Source organism: Acinetobacter sp. ANC 4973 (assembly GCF_002135275.1).
GTDB lineage: Bacteria > Pseudomonadota > Gammaproteobacteria > Pseudomonadales > Moraxellaceae > Acinetobacter > Acinetobacter kyonggiensis.
On sequence record NZ_NEGM01000005.1, the window covers coordinates 290,013 to 304,330 of the forward strand.

General features: G+C 38.1%; 18 protein-coding genes. 8 read left to right on the top strand and 10 right to left on the bottom strand.

The features are described 5' to 3' along the window. Positions 1–12 precede the first annotated feature (12 nt). The 5 genes from gspM to B9T30_RS08820 form a co-directional block, all read right to left on the bottom strand. On the bottom strand, positions 13–492 hold the full coding sequence (gene gspM, locus B9T30_RS08800) for a type II secretion system protein GspM (protein WP_086184640.1): 480 nt from the start codon (positions 490–492) through the stop codon (positions 13–15). Further along, positions 492–1,631 (bottom strand): type II secretion system protein GspL, encoded by a 1,140-nt coding sequence (gspL, locus tag B9T30_RS08805; RefSeq protein ID WP_086184641.1) that lies wholly within the window; start codon positions 1,629–1,631, stop codon positions 492–494. Before gspL ends, gspM begins: the two co-directional genes overlap by 1 nt. 30 nt (positions 1,632–1,661) lie before the next feature. Further along, positions 1,662–2,117 (bottom strand): phosphohistidine phosphatase SixA, encoded by a 456-nt coding sequence (sixA, locus tag B9T30_RS08810; protein WP_086184642.1) that lies wholly within the window; start codon positions 2,115–2,117, stop codon positions 1,662–1,664. A 79-nt stretch (positions 2,118–2,196) separates the two neighbouring features. After that, positions 2,197–3,270, bottom strand: a complete 1,074-nt coding sequence (locus tag B9T30_RS08815; RefSeq protein WP_086184643.1) for an NAD(P)H-dependent glycerol-3-phosphate dehydrogenase — start codon at positions 3,268–3,270, stop codon at positions 2,197–2,199. Positions 3,271–3,318: 48 nt separating this feature from the next. Next, positions 3,319–3,894, bottom strand: coding sequence for a nitroreductase (locus B9T30_RS08820; RefSeq protein WP_086184644.1), 576 nt, complete (start codon positions 3,892–3,894; stop codon positions 3,319–3,321). A gap of 226 nt (positions 3,895–4,120) precedes the next feature. Here B9T30_RS08820 and B9T30_RS08825 point away from each other — a divergent pair, with 226 nt between their 5' ends. Then, entirely contained in the window at positions 4,121–4,501 is a 381-nt protein-coding gene (locus B9T30_RS08825; RefSeq protein ID WP_086184645.1) for a hypothetical protein, read from the top strand. A gap of 525 nt (positions 4,502–5,026) precedes the next feature. Here B9T30_RS08825 and rhlB read toward each other — a convergent pair. Together rhlB and B9T30_RS08835 are read right to left on the bottom strand one after the other, a co-directional pair. Further along, positions 5,027–6,178 (bottom strand): ATP-dependent RNA helicase RhlB, encoded by a 1,152-nt coding sequence (gene rhlB, locus B9T30_RS08830; protein WP_074945237.1) that lies wholly within the window; start codon positions 6,176–6,178, stop codon positions 5,027–5,029. 99 nt (positions 6,179–6,277) lie between these two features. Further along, complete coding sequence (locus B9T30_RS08835; RefSeq protein WP_004648643.1) at positions 6,278–6,490, bottom strand: cold-shock protein; 213 nt, start codon at positions 6,488–6,490, stop codon at positions 6,278–6,280. A 383-nt stretch (positions 6,491–6,873) separates the two neighbouring features. Between B9T30_RS08835 and B9T30_RS08840 the strand changes: the two genes are divergently transcribed. The 6 genes from B9T30_RS08840 to B9T30_RS08865 all read left to right on the top strand — a co-directional run bounded on the left by B9T30_RS08840 (position 6,874) and on the right by B9T30_RS08865 (position 10,558). Further along, entirely contained in the window at positions 6,874–7,107 is a 234-nt protein-coding gene (locus B9T30_RS08840) for a sulfurtransferase TusA family protein (protein WP_086184646.1), read from the top strand. Between the two features lie 138 nt (positions 7,108–7,245). Continuing rightward, a complete protein-coding gene (gene rpoH, locus B9T30_RS08845) occupies positions 7,246–8,115 on the top strand; it encodes an RNA polymerase sigma factor RpoH (RefSeq protein WP_086184647.1) in 870 nt (289 codons plus the stop codon). Positions 8,116–8,264: 149 nt separating this feature from the next. Then, positions 8,265–8,630, top strand: coding sequence for a DUF423 domain-containing protein (locus B9T30_RS08850; RefSeq protein ID WP_004648639.1), 366 nt, complete (start codon positions 8,265–8,267; stop codon positions 8,628–8,630). A gap of 21 nt (positions 8,631–8,651) precedes the next feature. After that, on the top strand, positions 8,652–8,849 hold the full coding sequence (gene thiS / locus B9T30_RS08855) for a sulfur carrier protein ThiS (RefSeq protein ID WP_086184648.1): 198 nt from the start codon (positions 8,652–8,654) through the stop codon (positions 8,847–8,849). Between the two features lie 12 nt (positions 8,850–8,861). After that, positions 8,862–9,647 (top strand): thiazole synthase, encoded by a 786-nt coding sequence (locus B9T30_RS08860; RefSeq protein WP_086184649.1) that lies wholly within the window; start codon positions 8,862–8,864, stop codon positions 9,645–9,647. Positions 9,648–9,832: 185 nt separating this feature from the next. After that, positions 9,833–10,558 (top strand): hypothetical protein, encoded by a 726-nt coding sequence (locus tag B9T30_RS08865; protein WP_086184650.1) that lies wholly within the window; start codon positions 9,833–9,835, stop codon positions 10,556–10,558. A 40-nt stretch (positions 10,559–10,598) separates the two neighbouring features. On the opposite strand, the gene B9T30_RS08870 is transcribed toward B9T30_RS08865, so the two are convergent. The 3 genes from B9T30_RS08870 to B9T30_RS08880 all read right to left on the bottom strand — a co-directional run bounded on the left by B9T30_RS08870 (position 10,599) and on the right by B9T30_RS08880 (position 12,385). Continuing rightward, positions 10,599–10,910: a putative quinol monooxygenase gene (locus B9T30_RS08870; RefSeq protein ID WP_086184651.1), complete on the bottom strand. Its 312-nt coding sequence runs from the start codon at positions 10,908–10,910 to the stop codon at positions 10,599–10,601. 15 nt (positions 10,911–10,925) lie between these two features. Further along, complete coding sequence (locus tag B9T30_RS08875; RefSeq protein WP_086184652.1) at positions 10,926–11,507, bottom strand: NAD(P)H-dependent oxidoreductase; 582 nt, start codon at positions 11,505–11,507, stop codon at positions 10,926–10,928. 266 nt (positions 11,508–11,773) lie between these two features. Next, positions 11,774–12,385, bottom strand: coding sequence for a glutathione binding-like protein (locus B9T30_RS08880; protein WP_086184653.1), 612 nt, complete (start codon positions 12,383–12,385; stop codon positions 11,774–11,776). Between the two features lie 219 nt (positions 12,386–12,604). Here B9T30_RS08880 and B9T30_RS08885 point away from each other — a divergent pair, with 219 nt between their 5' ends. Further along, the gene (locus tag B9T30_RS08885) at positions 12,605–14,056 is read left to right on the top strand and encodes a SulP family inorganic anion transporter (RefSeq protein WP_086184719.1); all 1,452 of its coding nucleotides are present in this window, start codon (positions 12,605–12,607) and stop codon (positions 14,054–14,056) included. Positions 14,057–14,318: the final 262 nt, after the last annotated feature.

Here is a 14,318-nt window from a genome sequence, read left to right on the forward strand (position 1 = left end):
TATTTTCACCCATTATTGCACTGTCGCTGTTAATTTAATCTGCCCCGCATCTGAAATTAATTCTATTTTTTCAAGACTTAGGCCCATTTGTGCTAATTGCGTTAAAAAATTGGCTAGAATTGCATAATTTGCATGTGTGGCCACAATCTGAATTTGCTCACCTGTTTGTTGCGATGCAACCGACAAACCCTGCTGCTGAGCAACACGCTGAACTTTATCCGATGCACTTAATTGCAAATCATCGGCAGGTTTCATGGTCACCGCATTGCTTTGCATCCAAACCATCATGTCTTTTAAATCATTGACACGGTTTTGCTGTTTTTCTGCGGCTGCATGCATATACCAAAGTGCGGAACCCACTGCGGCAACCACCACAACAATCGTGGTAAAAATCACCATATAGCGCTCACGCACAGACAGACGCTCAAGATAATCGGTAATTCTTTCTATCAATTTCTCAATGGAGTTATGTATTGTTTCTGCTGTTTTCATTATTGTATTTTCACCAATCCAATTACCCCCGTACCATTCGGCTGAATATTACCCAATTCAACCTTAAAGCCCTGTTGGTTAAGCTGTTGAGTCAAACCCTGTAATGTAGCAGCAGAATTGGCTTTCAATTCCATATTTAAAATAGAGGTCTCGTAATTAACACGGTTGGCGACAATCTGATTTTGCATAAGCACTGGGCCAACACGGCTTAATAACTGTAAAGATTGAGTATTGGCACCTTTATTTAAGCGCACATGACTTTCAAACTGACTTTTTAAATTTTGCTCAGTCACACGGCTACTCTGCCCGAACCAATATTTGTATTGATCAATCGCTTGCAGCGCAGTCTGATCTGCCACTTTCTTATACTTATACCAACGTGTCGCATCATAGCTAAACTGAACCACAAGTGCAGCAACCAGCACAACAGCACATGCCTTCCAATAGCCCGAAATAGCTGTCGCAGTTTTTGATTTAGGTAGAATATTAAATGGATGAGACTTGGCTTTTTTTAATACAGGCACTTCATAATGAAAAGTTTCAATCTGATCAGATGCAACCATAGCTTCAAGGCTCTGCATTTGCTCAGCCGTAAAATTACTAATCCTATAACGCTGCCCTTGAAGCTGATAATCTAAAAATAAAGCCAAATCATCGACGGAATTCCCCACAAACTCATTTTCACGTACCAGTAAACGTCCAGATACATTGGCAATGACTGTTTGCCCCACATCAGAGCTCGGCAAAATCAAAAAATCTGGCAATAAGGAAATGACCTTAACTGGAATCAAGGTCAAGGCATGTTGTAGTGTTTCAACCGTCGTATTGGCAACACCCAAAATAATGAGCTGATCTGGATTCTGAAAATGATGCAATACTTTCATTGAATCAATGGGCAAAACCACAAATTCTTCAAGTAAGTATTTAACCCCATCCACCCCTAATTTTTTATATTGCGGCTTGGCTAAGGTTTGTTGAACCACTTGTACATCACGGCTTGGAAAAAACGCAACTGCTTCTTCGCCATGATAGGCCTGAGTCTCTTGAATTAAATGCTCAAGACTAGAGGCTTGATACCAGCTCTCTCCAGTCGACCATTGCCAAACCCCATTGGCTTCAGGCATCCATAAATACAACATTAATGTTTTTCTGCCGTTTTAATTAATATTTTATGTGTTTGGAATAAAACTGTTTAACTGCGTAGACAACCCAGTTGTAATGACTGCTTGCTCATAAATACGCGCTTCAGCCAAAGCATAAGGCTGAAAAGATTCCGCTGTCAATAATGATGAAATATGTGCAACCACATTCATATGACAAACCACAACAATAGATTCATAAGGCAACTGAGACAACCATTCAATCGCCAATTTCGCATCATCTTCAGGCTTAATTTTATCGCACAACATTACAGGCACATCATAAAAATACTGTTGCAGATGTGCCAAGGTTTCTTGTGCACGCAATAAAGGACTGACCACAAATACATCTGGTTGAATCACATCCTTTAAATATTCTGCAACTTGCTGTGCTTGTCTATGCCCTCGCTCAGTTAATGGACGTTTATCATCATTCCCATTGACCGCTGGAGAGGCTTCACCGTGACGGACTAAAGTGAGTTGCATTAAAATTTCCTTATTTTCAATATGTAGCGATTATACCTGAGCTTTATGACAGCGCGAATTTATTCAATTATATTAAAAATTACACTTCATTATGCGGTAAAACAAACTCTACATCGCTACGATGCCCATTTTTCATTAATGAAAGTGCAATGGTTAAAGGGGGTGCACCTTCAAAAATCACATTATATAAAGCACTGGTAATGGGCATATACACATCCAATTCTTCCGAACGGCTTCGCACCTGCACAATGGTATTAATACCCTCTGCCGTTTGACCCAATTCAGTGGTTGCTTGTTCCAATGTTTTACCTGAACCTAGCGCAAAGCCCACTTGATAGTTACGGCTTAAAGGACTGCTACAAGTCGCAAATAAATCCCCCACACCTGACAAACCTAAGAAAGTCAGCGGATTCGCACCCAATTTAACCGCAAAACGACTCATTTCGGCCAATGCGCGGGTTAAAATCATACTTTTGGTATTTTCACCCACTTTATAAGCAGCTGCCATCCCCATTGCAACAGCATAGATATTTTTTAAAGCACCTCCAAGTTCCACACCATGTACATCATCACTTGCAAATACGCGGAATAATGCACTGTGTAAAGCTTGTTGCACTGCATAACGCACCAGTTCCGACTGACTTGCAATCACAGTCCCTGCTGGCTGCCCTGCCATAATTTCTTTGGCTAAATTTGGTCCTGAAAGTACACCATAAGGAACTTCAGGTAATTCTTCACGAATGATGTCACTCATAAAGCTAAAGGTTTTGGCTTCAATCCCTTTGGTTAAGGATACAACCGCCTGAGAAGTAATAAATGGCTTAATTTGTTGAAGCACATGACGAAAAGAATGACTTGGAATCGCTACCAAAATAATATCGCGATTACAAATTGCCGTTTCTAAATCTGTCACCGCTTTCAAACCAGACTCTAAAGTAAAATCGGCTAAATAGCGTTTATTTACATGCGTTTGATTAATTTCTGCTGCTGCCGCTTCATCCCGAATCCAAATCATGGTATCGCAGCCATTTCGAGCTGCGGTATTTGCCATTGCCGTACCGAAACTACCGCCACCCAAAACTGTTACACGTAACGCAGTTTTTTGATCCACTGAAACAGGCTCAACAAGATCTGAAAATTTTAACTCTGACATTATTTTTATATCTCGACTCAGTATTTAATGACTCAGTATTCAATAAAGTTATTTATTCCAATAACTGACATAATTTTGTGTATTTATTTCTGCACGTGCTGGAATAGCTTTTACTGCCGTTCCAATATAAATAATTCCAGAAATTAAATCATCTTTCGTTAGACCTAAAAGTTGTTTAAATAAATTAGACTCAACTACAGCACCACTACGCCACATCGTTGAAAAACCTTGAACTTGCAGTGACAATAAAAAATTCTGTATCGCGGCACCTGTACTTAAGGTTTGCTCAAAATTAGGAACTTTCGGATGCGGCTGAAACTGAGTCAATGCCAAAACTAAAAGTGGCGCACGAAATGGATGATTTTTAACCCGCTCTAACTGAGTCTGATCAGTCTCACCCAAATCTGCCAAAGCTTTAGATAACAACTCCCCAAAAGCTCCTCGCTGATCATGAGGAATAACAATGAAACGAGTCGGCTTTAAACGGTGATGATCTGGCGCAGTTAATGCCGCTTGAAAAGCTTTTTCTAACTGCTCTGCATTCGGTGCCGGCTCGACCAAATGACCAATCGACTGACGTTGATGAATATTATAATGAACCGTATCTACCACTGAATCCGTCATTGGTTTCTATATCTATGTACTAAAATATTTCAATAAGATTAGCACACTCTTATTCAGATTCTCTAGAGCGATGAACCAATGTGCTCTACTCAACGCCAATCTTACAGATTAATCAGTCACAGAGTGCCCATATAAAACTGCATATTTTATACAAGTCTTTCAAAAACCATCCAAAAAGTTATGCTCAAATAGCCTTTGTTCTTTTGAAAATAAATAAGGGGAAAAAATGAATAAATTTTTCGCACTATGTTCTACAGCTACCGCCACTCTAGTATTAACTGCCTGTGCATCAAACCCAACTGCATCCTTAGCGATTCAAAAAGAAAATAATCAATATGAAGTCACAGGTGTAGGAAAAAGTAATTTAATTGCTAAAAACAATGCGATTGCTGCCGCAAACACGACCTGTGGTAAAAAAGCCACCGCTGTCATTATTGATGAAAAAACTGAATATAATGGTGCGTTAAAAGGGGTTGTCGATGAACAAACTGGACAAATGATTCAAGCGGCAGCAAGCGTTATAGGTACTTTAGCAGGAAAAAATGGCAGCCTTGCTCGAGATGAAGACTATCAAACCACGCTCACCTTTAAATGTCGAGCAAACTAAGTAATTGAATAATAACTTAAGCACAGCAATAAATTAATAATGCTTCAAGTATGTCAAATAAGCTGATTTAAATAAGTAATGCTAATCAGTTAAGGGGTTTACAATAAACTCCTTAGCTTTTTAGTTATTCAAGATAAATACTTACACCTTTAAATCAAATATTTTAATTCATTACTTTAAATAAACACCAATGAGAAACCTCAAAATATATTTTAAGTTCCTAAGAAAAGCAGCTTAAGAATGGTTTTAAATAATTTATTTAGAACCATTCTTACAGAAAAAGCCGTTAAATACCTTTTATAATCCAATTAATCGCAAAGATCTAACTTTTTCAAAGTCGCCTTATCTTGCACTACAAAATAAAGCCCTGCTTTATTTACATTTATTGCTCAAGTTGCGAATGAAACTTCCACGCATTAAATGGCATTATGAATTTAAATAAAAAAAAGCCAGTCAATTTGTTAACTGACTGGCTTTAGCTTTAAATAAGCGGCTTTTTACATTTAATGTGATTTAGTCTTTAAATTAACAATAACCATCTAAACGTGTTAAAGGTAATTTTTGACCAATGGCTTTTTCAATTTCTGGAAGATAGAACGCATCATCTTCAGACAAGAAACTAATACTCACACCACTTGAACCCGCACGACCTGTACGACCAATACGGTGTACATAATCATCAGACTGTTCTGGCAAAGTAAAATTAATCACATGTGAAACACCATCCACATGAATACCACGACCTGCAACATCGGTTGCAATCATAATATTATGCTGACCATTTTTAAATTGATCTAACATTTTTATACGCTTGTCTTGTGCAATTTCACCCGACAACATCACCACTTTATAACCATCTCTTTTTAAATGATCATACAGTTTACGCACCTGATCACGACGATTGGCAAAAATCATGACTTTTTCAATCGGTTCATCGCGTAAAATCTCTTGCAATAACTTGTATTTATCTGTTTTTGCAACCATATAAACGCGCTGTTCAACATCCGCATTGGTTTTCTTTTCTGGCTCAATCTCTACAGTCACTGGTTCAAATAACCATTGTTGTGCCAAATTTAAAACATCATAACTAAAGGTTGCCGAAAACATCAGCGTTTGACGCTGCTCTTTACGCGGTGAATAACGAACAATTCGTTTTACCGATGGGATGAAACCCATATCCAATAAACGATCTGCTTCATCAATCACTAAAAATTCAATTTGATCTAACCAAACTTCTTTTTGTTCAACGAAATCAATTAAACGACCTGGTGTTGCCACGATAATATCGACAAATTGCTTATCAAGTTGTGCTTTTTGCTTATCAAAATCCACACCACCCAACAAAGTAACTAAATGCAAATCTGTAAATTTGGTTAAATCTTTAGCATCACTTTCAATCTGCAAAGCCAACTCACGCGTTGGTGCAAGAATGAGCGCACGTGCTTCACCGCGAAAACGTTGTTCTTTAATCGGATTATTGAGTAAATCATTAATTACACTTACGAGAAAAGCAGCTGTTTTACCCGTACCCGTCTGCGCACGACCAATCGCATCATGTCCAGCCAAAGTGAATTTTAAAACCTTTTCCTGAATGGGCGTCATTTCTTTAAAACCTAAAGCATCAATAGCTTGTTTAAGTTTCGGATGTAAATTTAAGGTTTCAAAACCAGATGACATAAAAATGTGCTCTAACTTAATAATCAGGAAAAATAGCAGCCTATTATAAACAAAAACGCCCCAAATTACATTGGGGCGTTCTCATGAATAATCAGGCGATTAGTCTAAAGGTTGTACTTCTTCAGCTTGGAAGCCTTTTTGACCTTTAACTACGCTGAATTCAACGCGTTGACCGTCACGAAGTGAACGGTGACCGTCACCTTGGATAGCGCGGAAGTGAACGAATACGTCGTCGCCGCCATTACGTTGAATAAAGCCGAAGCCTTTAGTGTCGTTGAACCATTTAACTACGCCTTGTTCACGAGCTGTCATAAGTTAATCCTCATTGTATTTAATAGAAGGACCACCCGGTGTTGCAAACAGCAGAGTAAACAAGGTTTAAAAATATTTATTATTTCTAAGCTTGTAATCATTCTGTATTACTATTAACAAAATCCCGGTTACATCCATTACTGTATTCAATTTTAAGACAAATTTAAGTGTTGTCATTATTTTGAATACGCAAAGAGCTTAACACGGGTTTCTAACAATTCATACTGTTTTTTTGATTAATCTGCGTTATTAATTCAGCTATTTTTTTACTGATTATTTCTTGTTTTTATAAAAGTATCTTTATGTTGTGATTCAATAATTTTATTTTTGTTTGGAACTAAATTTGCTAACATTTCAGAAAGTTTTACTGGATATTAAATAAGATGAATGATCTAGCGAATACAGCGATGATTATAGATGCAATGGGGAAACCTTGCCCCATGCCCTTATTGATGCTTAAGCGAGCACTCAAGAATAAATCAGATCATCTATTTTTGCTAAAATCTTCGGATCCACATAGTCAACAAGATGTCATGCGCTATTGCCAAATGCATCAGCTCAAATGTGGCATGACAGCAATTTCCGATTCGGAATACCACTACTTAATTGAATCTTAATTATTTTCAATTAGACTATAGCTTTTCAAATTTGCATAAAAAATTACATTTCTCTACCCAATTTTCCTTAATTCACAAAAATATTAGATTAAGATAAAATTTAAGTTGGTTATGTCATCCCATTTTAAAGGAGAACACATGAGTGACAGCAGCAATCAATTGATGCCCCTGTCATTATCGGCGCCAGGGGTAAATCTCGGTGCTTATATCAGTACTGTCAATCAGATTCCTATTTTAACGGCTGAACAAGAAAAAGAGTTGGCTGAACGCTATTATTACGAGCAAGATTTAGACGCAGCAAAAATGCTGGTTATGTCGCATTTGCGTTTTGTGGTTCATATTGCCCGTAGTTATGCAGGCTATGGCTTGCCGCAGGGCGATTTAATCCAAGAAGGCAACTTAGGTTTAATGAAAGCCGTTAAGCGCTTTGACCCCAATATGGGCGTGCGTTTAGTCTCTTTTGCTGTGCATTGGATTAAAGCTGAAATTCATGAATATGTGATTCGTAACTGGCGCATTGTTAAAATTGCAACGACCAAAGCTCAGCGCAAACTTTTCTTCAATTTACGCAGCTTAAAAAAATCGAGTAAAAAACTCACACTCGATGAAGCAAAATCTATTGCCAATGACTTAAATGTGACACCAGAACAAGTCTTGGAAATGGAAGGTCGACTCACTGCCTATGATGCTGCCTTTGAAGCACAAGGTGATGATGACGATGAAGGTTCAACACATCTTGCACCAGCATTATATTTAGAAGATAACCGCTATGATCCAGCGCGTCTTGCTGAAGAGGAAGACTACGAGGAACAAAGTAGCTCTGCCCTTCATAGTGCGATGGATCAACTGGATGATCGTTCACGCAATATTTTACAGCGCCGTTGGTTAGACGATGAAAAATCGACACTACATGAATTGGCTGCTGAATATAATGTGTCTGCCGAACGTATTCGTCAGTTAGAAAAAAATGCAATGGAAAAAATTAAAGTTGCAATGTCTTCTAATTAAACCATTGGACTGATTTTATTCCATCATTAAAGAAAGGGCTGCGTGCCCTTTCTTTATATTTAGCAATAAGCATTGTTGCTTTTCGCCTTTCGTGTAAAGCCTAAAATATGTTAAGGTTAGGCGCAAATTTACTCATATGACAATTGCTTATGTGGATTGCAATTTCAGCACTTAACTTAGCACTTGCGGTCATGCTTGGCGCATTTGGTGCACATGGTTTAAAAGCACACGCGACCGAAGCTCAGCTTGCATGGTGGCAAACAGCGACTGATTATTTTTTCTATCATGCACTTGGACTTTTGGCACTTGCCATTTTAACCAGAGTTATTCCTCAACTTCCAATTAAAGCCAGTTTTTTACTCATTCAAATCGGTATTGTATTTTTCTGTGGCTCTTTATATGTCATGGCGTTAGGTTTACCGCGTATTTTAGGTGCCATTACACCCATTGGTGGTGCACTCATGATTGCAGGTTGGCTGTTACTTGCTTGGAATGCATTTAAATACGCGAAATAAAGTAAAAATAGGGACATCAGTATGCATATTTATTTAAATGGCGAATCAAAAAATACGTCATGTACCAATTTATTAGCATTGGTTCAAGAGTTAGCACTTGAAGGCAAACGCTTTGCTGTAGAACAGAATGAAATGATCATCTCCAAAAGTAAATTGGCACAAACGCTGATTTGTGCTGAAGATCATATCGAAATTATTCATGCCGTCGGTGGCGGCTAATTCGGAGCTCCCATGGAAGATACCCCACTTATAATTGGTTCGCGCACATTTAATTCACGCTTATTGGTTGGTACAGGTAAATACAAAGATTTAACTGAAACTGATCTAGCGATTCAAGCCAGTGGCGCAGAAATTGTCACTGTTGCCATTCGCCGAGTGAACATTGGACAGCATCCTGATCAACCGAATTTACTTTCTGTTGTCCCTCCTGAAAAATATACGATTTTGCCAAATACAGCAGGTTGTTTTGATGCCAACAGTGCCGTGCGTACCTGTATGCTTGCACGTGAGTTATTAGATGGTCACAATCTGATTAAACTTGAAGTCTTAGGTGATGAAAAAACCTTATACCCAAATATCACAGAAACCTTAAAAGCAGCACGCACGCTGATTGACGATGGTTTTGAGATTATGGTCTATACCTCGGATGACCCGATTGTGGCGCAAGAACTTGAAAGTATGGGCTGTGTAGCCATTATGCCTTTAGGTAGCTTGATTGGTTCTGGTTTAGGCATTTTAAATCCGCACACCATTTCAATTATCAAAGAAAATGCTAAAGTTCCTGTACTTGTTGATGCTGGTGTCGGTACAGCCAGTGATGCTGCAATTGCGATGGAACTGGGTTGTGATGGTGTGTTGATGAATACAGCCATTGCCGCTGCACAAAATCCAATTTTAATGGCATCTGCGATGAAAAAAGCAGTTGAAGCAGGTCGTGAAGCCTTCCTTGCTGGTCGTATGCCTCGTAAACGTATGGCCAATGCAAGCTCGCCAGAAACAGGCTATTTCTTTAAATAACGACCAGATCTGCTCTAAGCATTAAAAAGGATTCTGCGGAGTCCTTTTTATTCATCTCAATATAAAACAGTACCTTATGATTATTCAATGTTTGAATTTGCTCAATCAACACATCTAAATAAATTCAACAATCTCTATCTTTGACCACCTATAACAATATAAAAATGAGAGGAATTTAACCCCCCATGCTAAAACTCATCAAACCCTTACTCATACTCAACACCCTCTTTTTCATAACACTAACAAACAGTGCTTGGGCAGAAATAGAGATAAAAACCAATCTCAAAGCAAGCTATAAATCCTTTGTTCCCAAAAACTGGACAATCTTGGAAAAAGTACAAGGCGATTTAAACCAAGATGGTCAAGCGGATATTGCCCTGATTATTGAAGACACCAATCCAGACCATTTCGTTGCCAATGCAGGCTTAGGTACTGACGTACTCAATACCAATGAACGAAAGCTTTTAGTTCTATTGAAACAAGCTAATGGTTATCAACTTGCAGCTAGTAATAGCACTTTGCCGACTGAAGGTGATGTAGAGTCCCCTTGTCTTGCTGACCCACTCGGTGAATCTGAAGCTTTGAGCATACAAAAAGGTGTGCTCAAAATTCATCTGCACTATTGGCTAAGCTGCGGTTCGTGGTATGTGACCAATCATATTTATGCCTTTCGATACCAAGACCACACATTTAAGCTGATTGGCTATGATGTAAATGATTTCCATCGTGCATCAGGCGACATCACGGCGCGAAGTATTAACTTTATGACCAATAAAGTGAAAACCACGACAGGTGAAAACGAGTTTGCAGAGAGCACTCAACCTGTCAAAGTTCAATGGTCGACATTAAAACGTCGCTATACATTGAAACTCGAACAGGTTCAGTTCAATGAACCACATGAGTTTGAATAAAATTAGCCATTGAAGACTCTTTTAAACTCATATGCGCAGCTTACTGTGCATCTAAAATACGGATTTGTACACTAGCAACTGCACCTTCGGTTGCTTTGGCATGTTGTTGCATATTGACACTGTGCATATGTGTTTCTAAGTGCAGCATGCTCTCCCACTTTTCATACATCATGATTGAAAATGGCACTTTGGTCTGTAAGGCACTCTTAATTGCAGAATGATCAATATGCACATCATAACGATGACAACCAGACTCTTGTAATACCTGTTCACGGATATTGTGAAATGAATCAAGTACCGTTTTGAAATCTTGTTCAGTATGACAAATAATTTCAGCAATCACAGTTAACATGGTCACGTCTCTTGATTAAGCAAAAACTTGTGTTAAATGTTCACGATACTGCGCCATATAGGCTTCAACTTCAGGTGCTTTAATCACATCATTGGCAATAAAAGTTTCTAAGCTTTGCATACCCAAAAACTGATTGGCCTTATGAAAGGGTAAATACACACCATCGACCCCAACACCATGAAAAAATTGGTCTTGCTCAGTAAATGCTGCCATAGGTGCATTCCATGTAAGTGATAACATATATTTTTTATCGTGAATGAGGCCACCAGAACCATATTTTTTTGATGCATCTGTGCGTGATCGACCATCACTTGCATATAAAGTTCCATGCCCTTCTGTAAAAATATCATCGATATATTTTTTCACCGTCCAAGGTGCGCCCATCCACCAGCCGGGCATTTGATAAATCACCACATCTGCCCATACATATTTTTGTATTTCTGCCTGAACCTCATAGTCACTATCTGCACGTGAAATTTGAACAGTATGACCAAGTTCGCAAAGTACCTTATTTGCTAGCTCTGTCAAAGTGTCATTTAACTCTCCATTAGAATGTGCAAATTGTTTAGCGCCATTAATAATCAGGATATTACTCATTACTTAACCTTAAAGGATTCATTTTCAGCGACCAATATACTTGAGATTTTTATTGATAAAAATTCATCAAACTGCAAAATATTATTGATAAAAAATCAACAATAAGAAAAATTCACTTCAAAATTATTTTTGCTTAATCTAAAATTTCACATCAATAGTCGGAAATAGTTTTGCAAGATACAGCACGTAAAACAAACACCATAAATCCAATTCAATAGACGTAAAAAAAGCACCCTCAGGTACTTTTAAATTAAATCCAAATTCACTTAAGCAATCAAACCTTCATCACGCATGGCAATTTGCACCGATTGGCGTTCAGCCACTTTATTACGCAGTGCAATGATATTTTTATAGGGAGTTAAATCGTGTTCGATCCCATTTGACCAATTTGTCAGTACAAATAAATAGGCATCTGCTGGGCCAAAATTATCATCGACCAAATAGTCGTTGTCAGATTCACCCACTGTTTTATCAATATAAGTTAATAAACGATCAATTTCCGCATATGCTTTTTCTTTCGCTTCAGCAGATAATGACGCACCAAAGAATACAGCGTAAGCATCGTGTAATTCAGAGTTTAAATAACCAAGCCATTCAAGCACTTTGGCACGCCCTAAACCCGATGGTGGAATTAAATCTTGTTTTGGATCATGCTGTGCAAGGAAAGGTAAAATTGCCACATTTTCAGTTAGAATCAAGCCAGGATTAATTTCTAAAGCAGGAACATAACCCTTAGGGTTAATGGCGTAATAATCAGCCCCTTTTTCTGTTTTATGTGTTTTTAGATTGACACGTTCTAAATCAAAATCAACGTTAATTTCATTTAAAATAATATGAGCAGCCAAAGAGCATGCACCCGGAGAATAATAAAGCTTCATATTTGATCCTTGTTATCTAACTATTAACTGTTTTAAATCTCTTCTAACAAACTTTCAAGTGATCAATCCGATAAATTGCAAAAAAGCATCAATGAATAAAAAATATTTACCTTCTGAATATTGTCCAAAATTTCACTTTTTTCAAGTCAATCTAATGTGCTTTTTTTTATAAAGATGTTTTAACATACCCAGCTTTAAAGTTTGATGAAAATTAACGTTGTGATTAGCCTGAAAAAAGAAGAATGGTTTTCCAATATCCGTACCGATGTTTTAGCAGGTTTGGTGGTTGGCTTAGCGCTGATTCCTGAATCAATCGCTTTTTCAGCTATTGCAGGTGTCGACCCACAAGTCGGCTTGTATGCTTCATTTTGTATAGCGGTCACCATTGCATTTTTTGGCGGCAGATCCGCCATGATTTCTGCTGCCACTGGTGCTATGGCGTTACTGATGATTACTCTTGTAAAAGATCATGGTCTGCAATATTTATTAGCAACCACAGTGCTTACAGGAATTATTCAGGTCATTGCTGGTTACTTTAAAGTGGCAAAGTTGATGCGCTTTATTTCTCAATCCGTCGTCTACGGCTTTGTGAATGCCCTCGCGATTTTGATTTTTGCTGCTCAACTTCCTGAGCTGAATAAAATGGATAACTTAGGCTATTTATTTGTCGGGCTAGGGTTGGCTGTCGTTTATTTATTTCCTTACATTCCTAAAATTGGCAAATTAATTCCCTCTCCACTAATTTGCATTATTGTTCTAAGTTTGGTTGCACTTTTTTTAGGTGCCGATATGCGTACAGTCAGTGATTTAGGTCACTTCCCAGATACTTTGCCTATTTTCTTGATTCCTGACATTCCACTAAATTTTGAAACACTCAGTATTATCTTCCCTTACGCTGTGACTTTAGCGACTGTCGGTTTATTAGAAACCATGATGACCACGACTATTGTCAATGAAGCTACTGGAACTGAAGGCGATCGTCATCAAGAATGCCGCGGTCAGGGTTATGCCAATATTGTTAGTGGTTTTATGGGTGGTATGGCAGGCTGTGCCATGATTGGTCAATCAATTATTAATGTCTCGTCAGGTGCGCGCACTCGGTTATCCACCTTAACGGCTGGAGTATTTTTACTGTGTTTGGTGGTCTTTTTAAAAGATTGGCTGGCGTATATTCCTATGGCCGCTTTGGTTGCCATTATGATCATGGTGTCATTTACCACCTTTAACTGGGATTCTGTGCGCAACTTTAGTAAGCATCCCAAACAAAGTAATATCGTTATGCTTGCTGTGGTGATTGTTGTTTTAGCAACGCATAACCTTGCACTTGGTGTATTGCTTGGTGTATTACTTTCAGCGCTATTTTTAATCAATAAATTAGAGCGTGAAGTCAAAGTTCAATCTGAGCTGATCAACAATATTCGTTACTACAGTATTTCAGGGCAAATTTTCTTTAGCAGTTCAGATAAATTTTTTCAGTTTTTTGACTTTAAAGAAAATATAAGCAAGGTTGAAATTGATCTCACTCATGCACACATCTGGGATATTACCTCGGTTAATATGCTCAATAATGTGGTACAGAAATTTAAAGCGCAAAATATTGAAGTCAATATTATTGGCTTAAATGAAGCGAGCAGCACTTTAGTTGACCGTTATAGTTCCAATTCATTTTGAGCGATTTTAAAGCGTCTATTTAGGTAATGCCTGTCAGTTAAGAAATTGACTGGTATTTTATTTTTAAATTCATAATGTTATTCGATACACGGAAACGTCATCCGCAACTGTTCGAGGCATGAGGTGTATACACCGCAAGATTGAAAAAGTACTGTTTCTGCGATTTATTAATCAATAAAAGAGATTTGGCGAGTTTTGCGGTGAGGCGCACTGCGCCGCAAGATGCCTTTCTTGCGAACTCAAAATATATTTTGAGGCTTCT

Excerpts from the sequence above, each read along its gene's own strand:
- gspL (WP_086184641.1), bottom strand. The coding sequence starts at position 1,631 with ATGTTGTATTTATGGATGCCTGAAGCCAATGGGGTTTGGCAATGGTCG.
- B9T30_RS08850 (WP_004648639.1), top strand. The coding sequence starts at position 8,265 with ATGTGGATTGCAATTTCAGCACTTAACTTAGCACTTGCGGTCATGCTT.
- rhlB (WP_074945237.1), bottom strand. The coding sequence starts at position 6,178 with ATGTCATCTGGTTTTGAAACCTTAAATTTACATCCGAAACTTAAACAA.
- B9T30_RS08870 (WP_086184651.1), bottom strand. The coding sequence starts at position 10,910 with ATGTTAACTGTGATTGCTGAAATTATTTGTCATACTGAACAAGATTTC.
- B9T30_RS08815 (WP_086184643.1), bottom strand. The coding sequence starts at position 3,270 with ATGTCAGAGTTAAAATTTTCAGATCTTGTTGAGCCTGTTTCAGTGGAT.
- B9T30_RS08880 (WP_086184653.1), bottom strand. The coding sequence starts at position 12,385 with ATGAAGCTTTATTATTCTCCGGGTGCATGCTCTTTGGCTGCTCATATT.
- B9T30_RS08835 (WP_004648643.1), bottom strand. The coding sequence starts at position 6,490 with ATGACAGCTCGTGAACAAGGCGTAGTTAAATGGTTCAACGACACTAAA.
- thiS (WP_086184648.1), top strand. The coding sequence starts at position 8,652 with ATGCATATTTATTTAAATGGCGAATCAAAAAATACGTCATGTACCAAT.
- B9T30_RS08840 (WP_086184646.1), top strand. The coding sequence starts at position 6,874 with ATGAATGATCTAGCGAATACAGCGATGATTATAGATGCAATGGGGAAA.
- gspM (WP_086184640.1), bottom strand. The coding sequence starts at position 492 with ATGAAAACAGCAGAAACAATACATAACTCCATTGAGAAATTGATAGAA.
- rpoH (WP_086184647.1), top strand. The coding sequence starts at position 7,246 with ATGAGTGACAGCAGCAATCAATTGATGCCCCTGTCATTATCGGCGCCA.
- sixA (WP_086184642.1), bottom strand. The coding sequence starts at position 2,117 with ATGCAACTCACTTTAGTCCGTCACGGTGAAGCCTCTCCAGCGGTCAAT.
- B9T30_RS08820 (WP_086184644.1), bottom strand. The coding sequence starts at position 3,894 with ATGACGGATTCAGTGGTAGATACGGTTCATTATAATATTCATCAACGT.
- B9T30_RS08825 (WP_086184645.1), top strand. The coding sequence starts at position 4,121 with ATGAATAAATTTTTCGCACTATGTTCTACAGCTACCGCCACTCTAGTA.
- B9T30_RS08860 (WP_086184649.1), top strand. The coding sequence starts at position 8,862 with ATGGAAGATACCCCACTTATAATTGGTTCGCGCACATTTAATTCACGC.
- B9T30_RS08875 (WP_086184652.1), bottom strand. The coding sequence starts at position 11,507 with ATGAGTAATATCCTGATTATTAATGGCGCTAAACAATTTGCACATTCT.
- B9T30_RS08865 (WP_086184650.1), top strand. The coding sequence starts at position 9,833 with ATGCTAAAACTCATCAAACCCTTACTCATACTCAACACCCTCTTTTTC.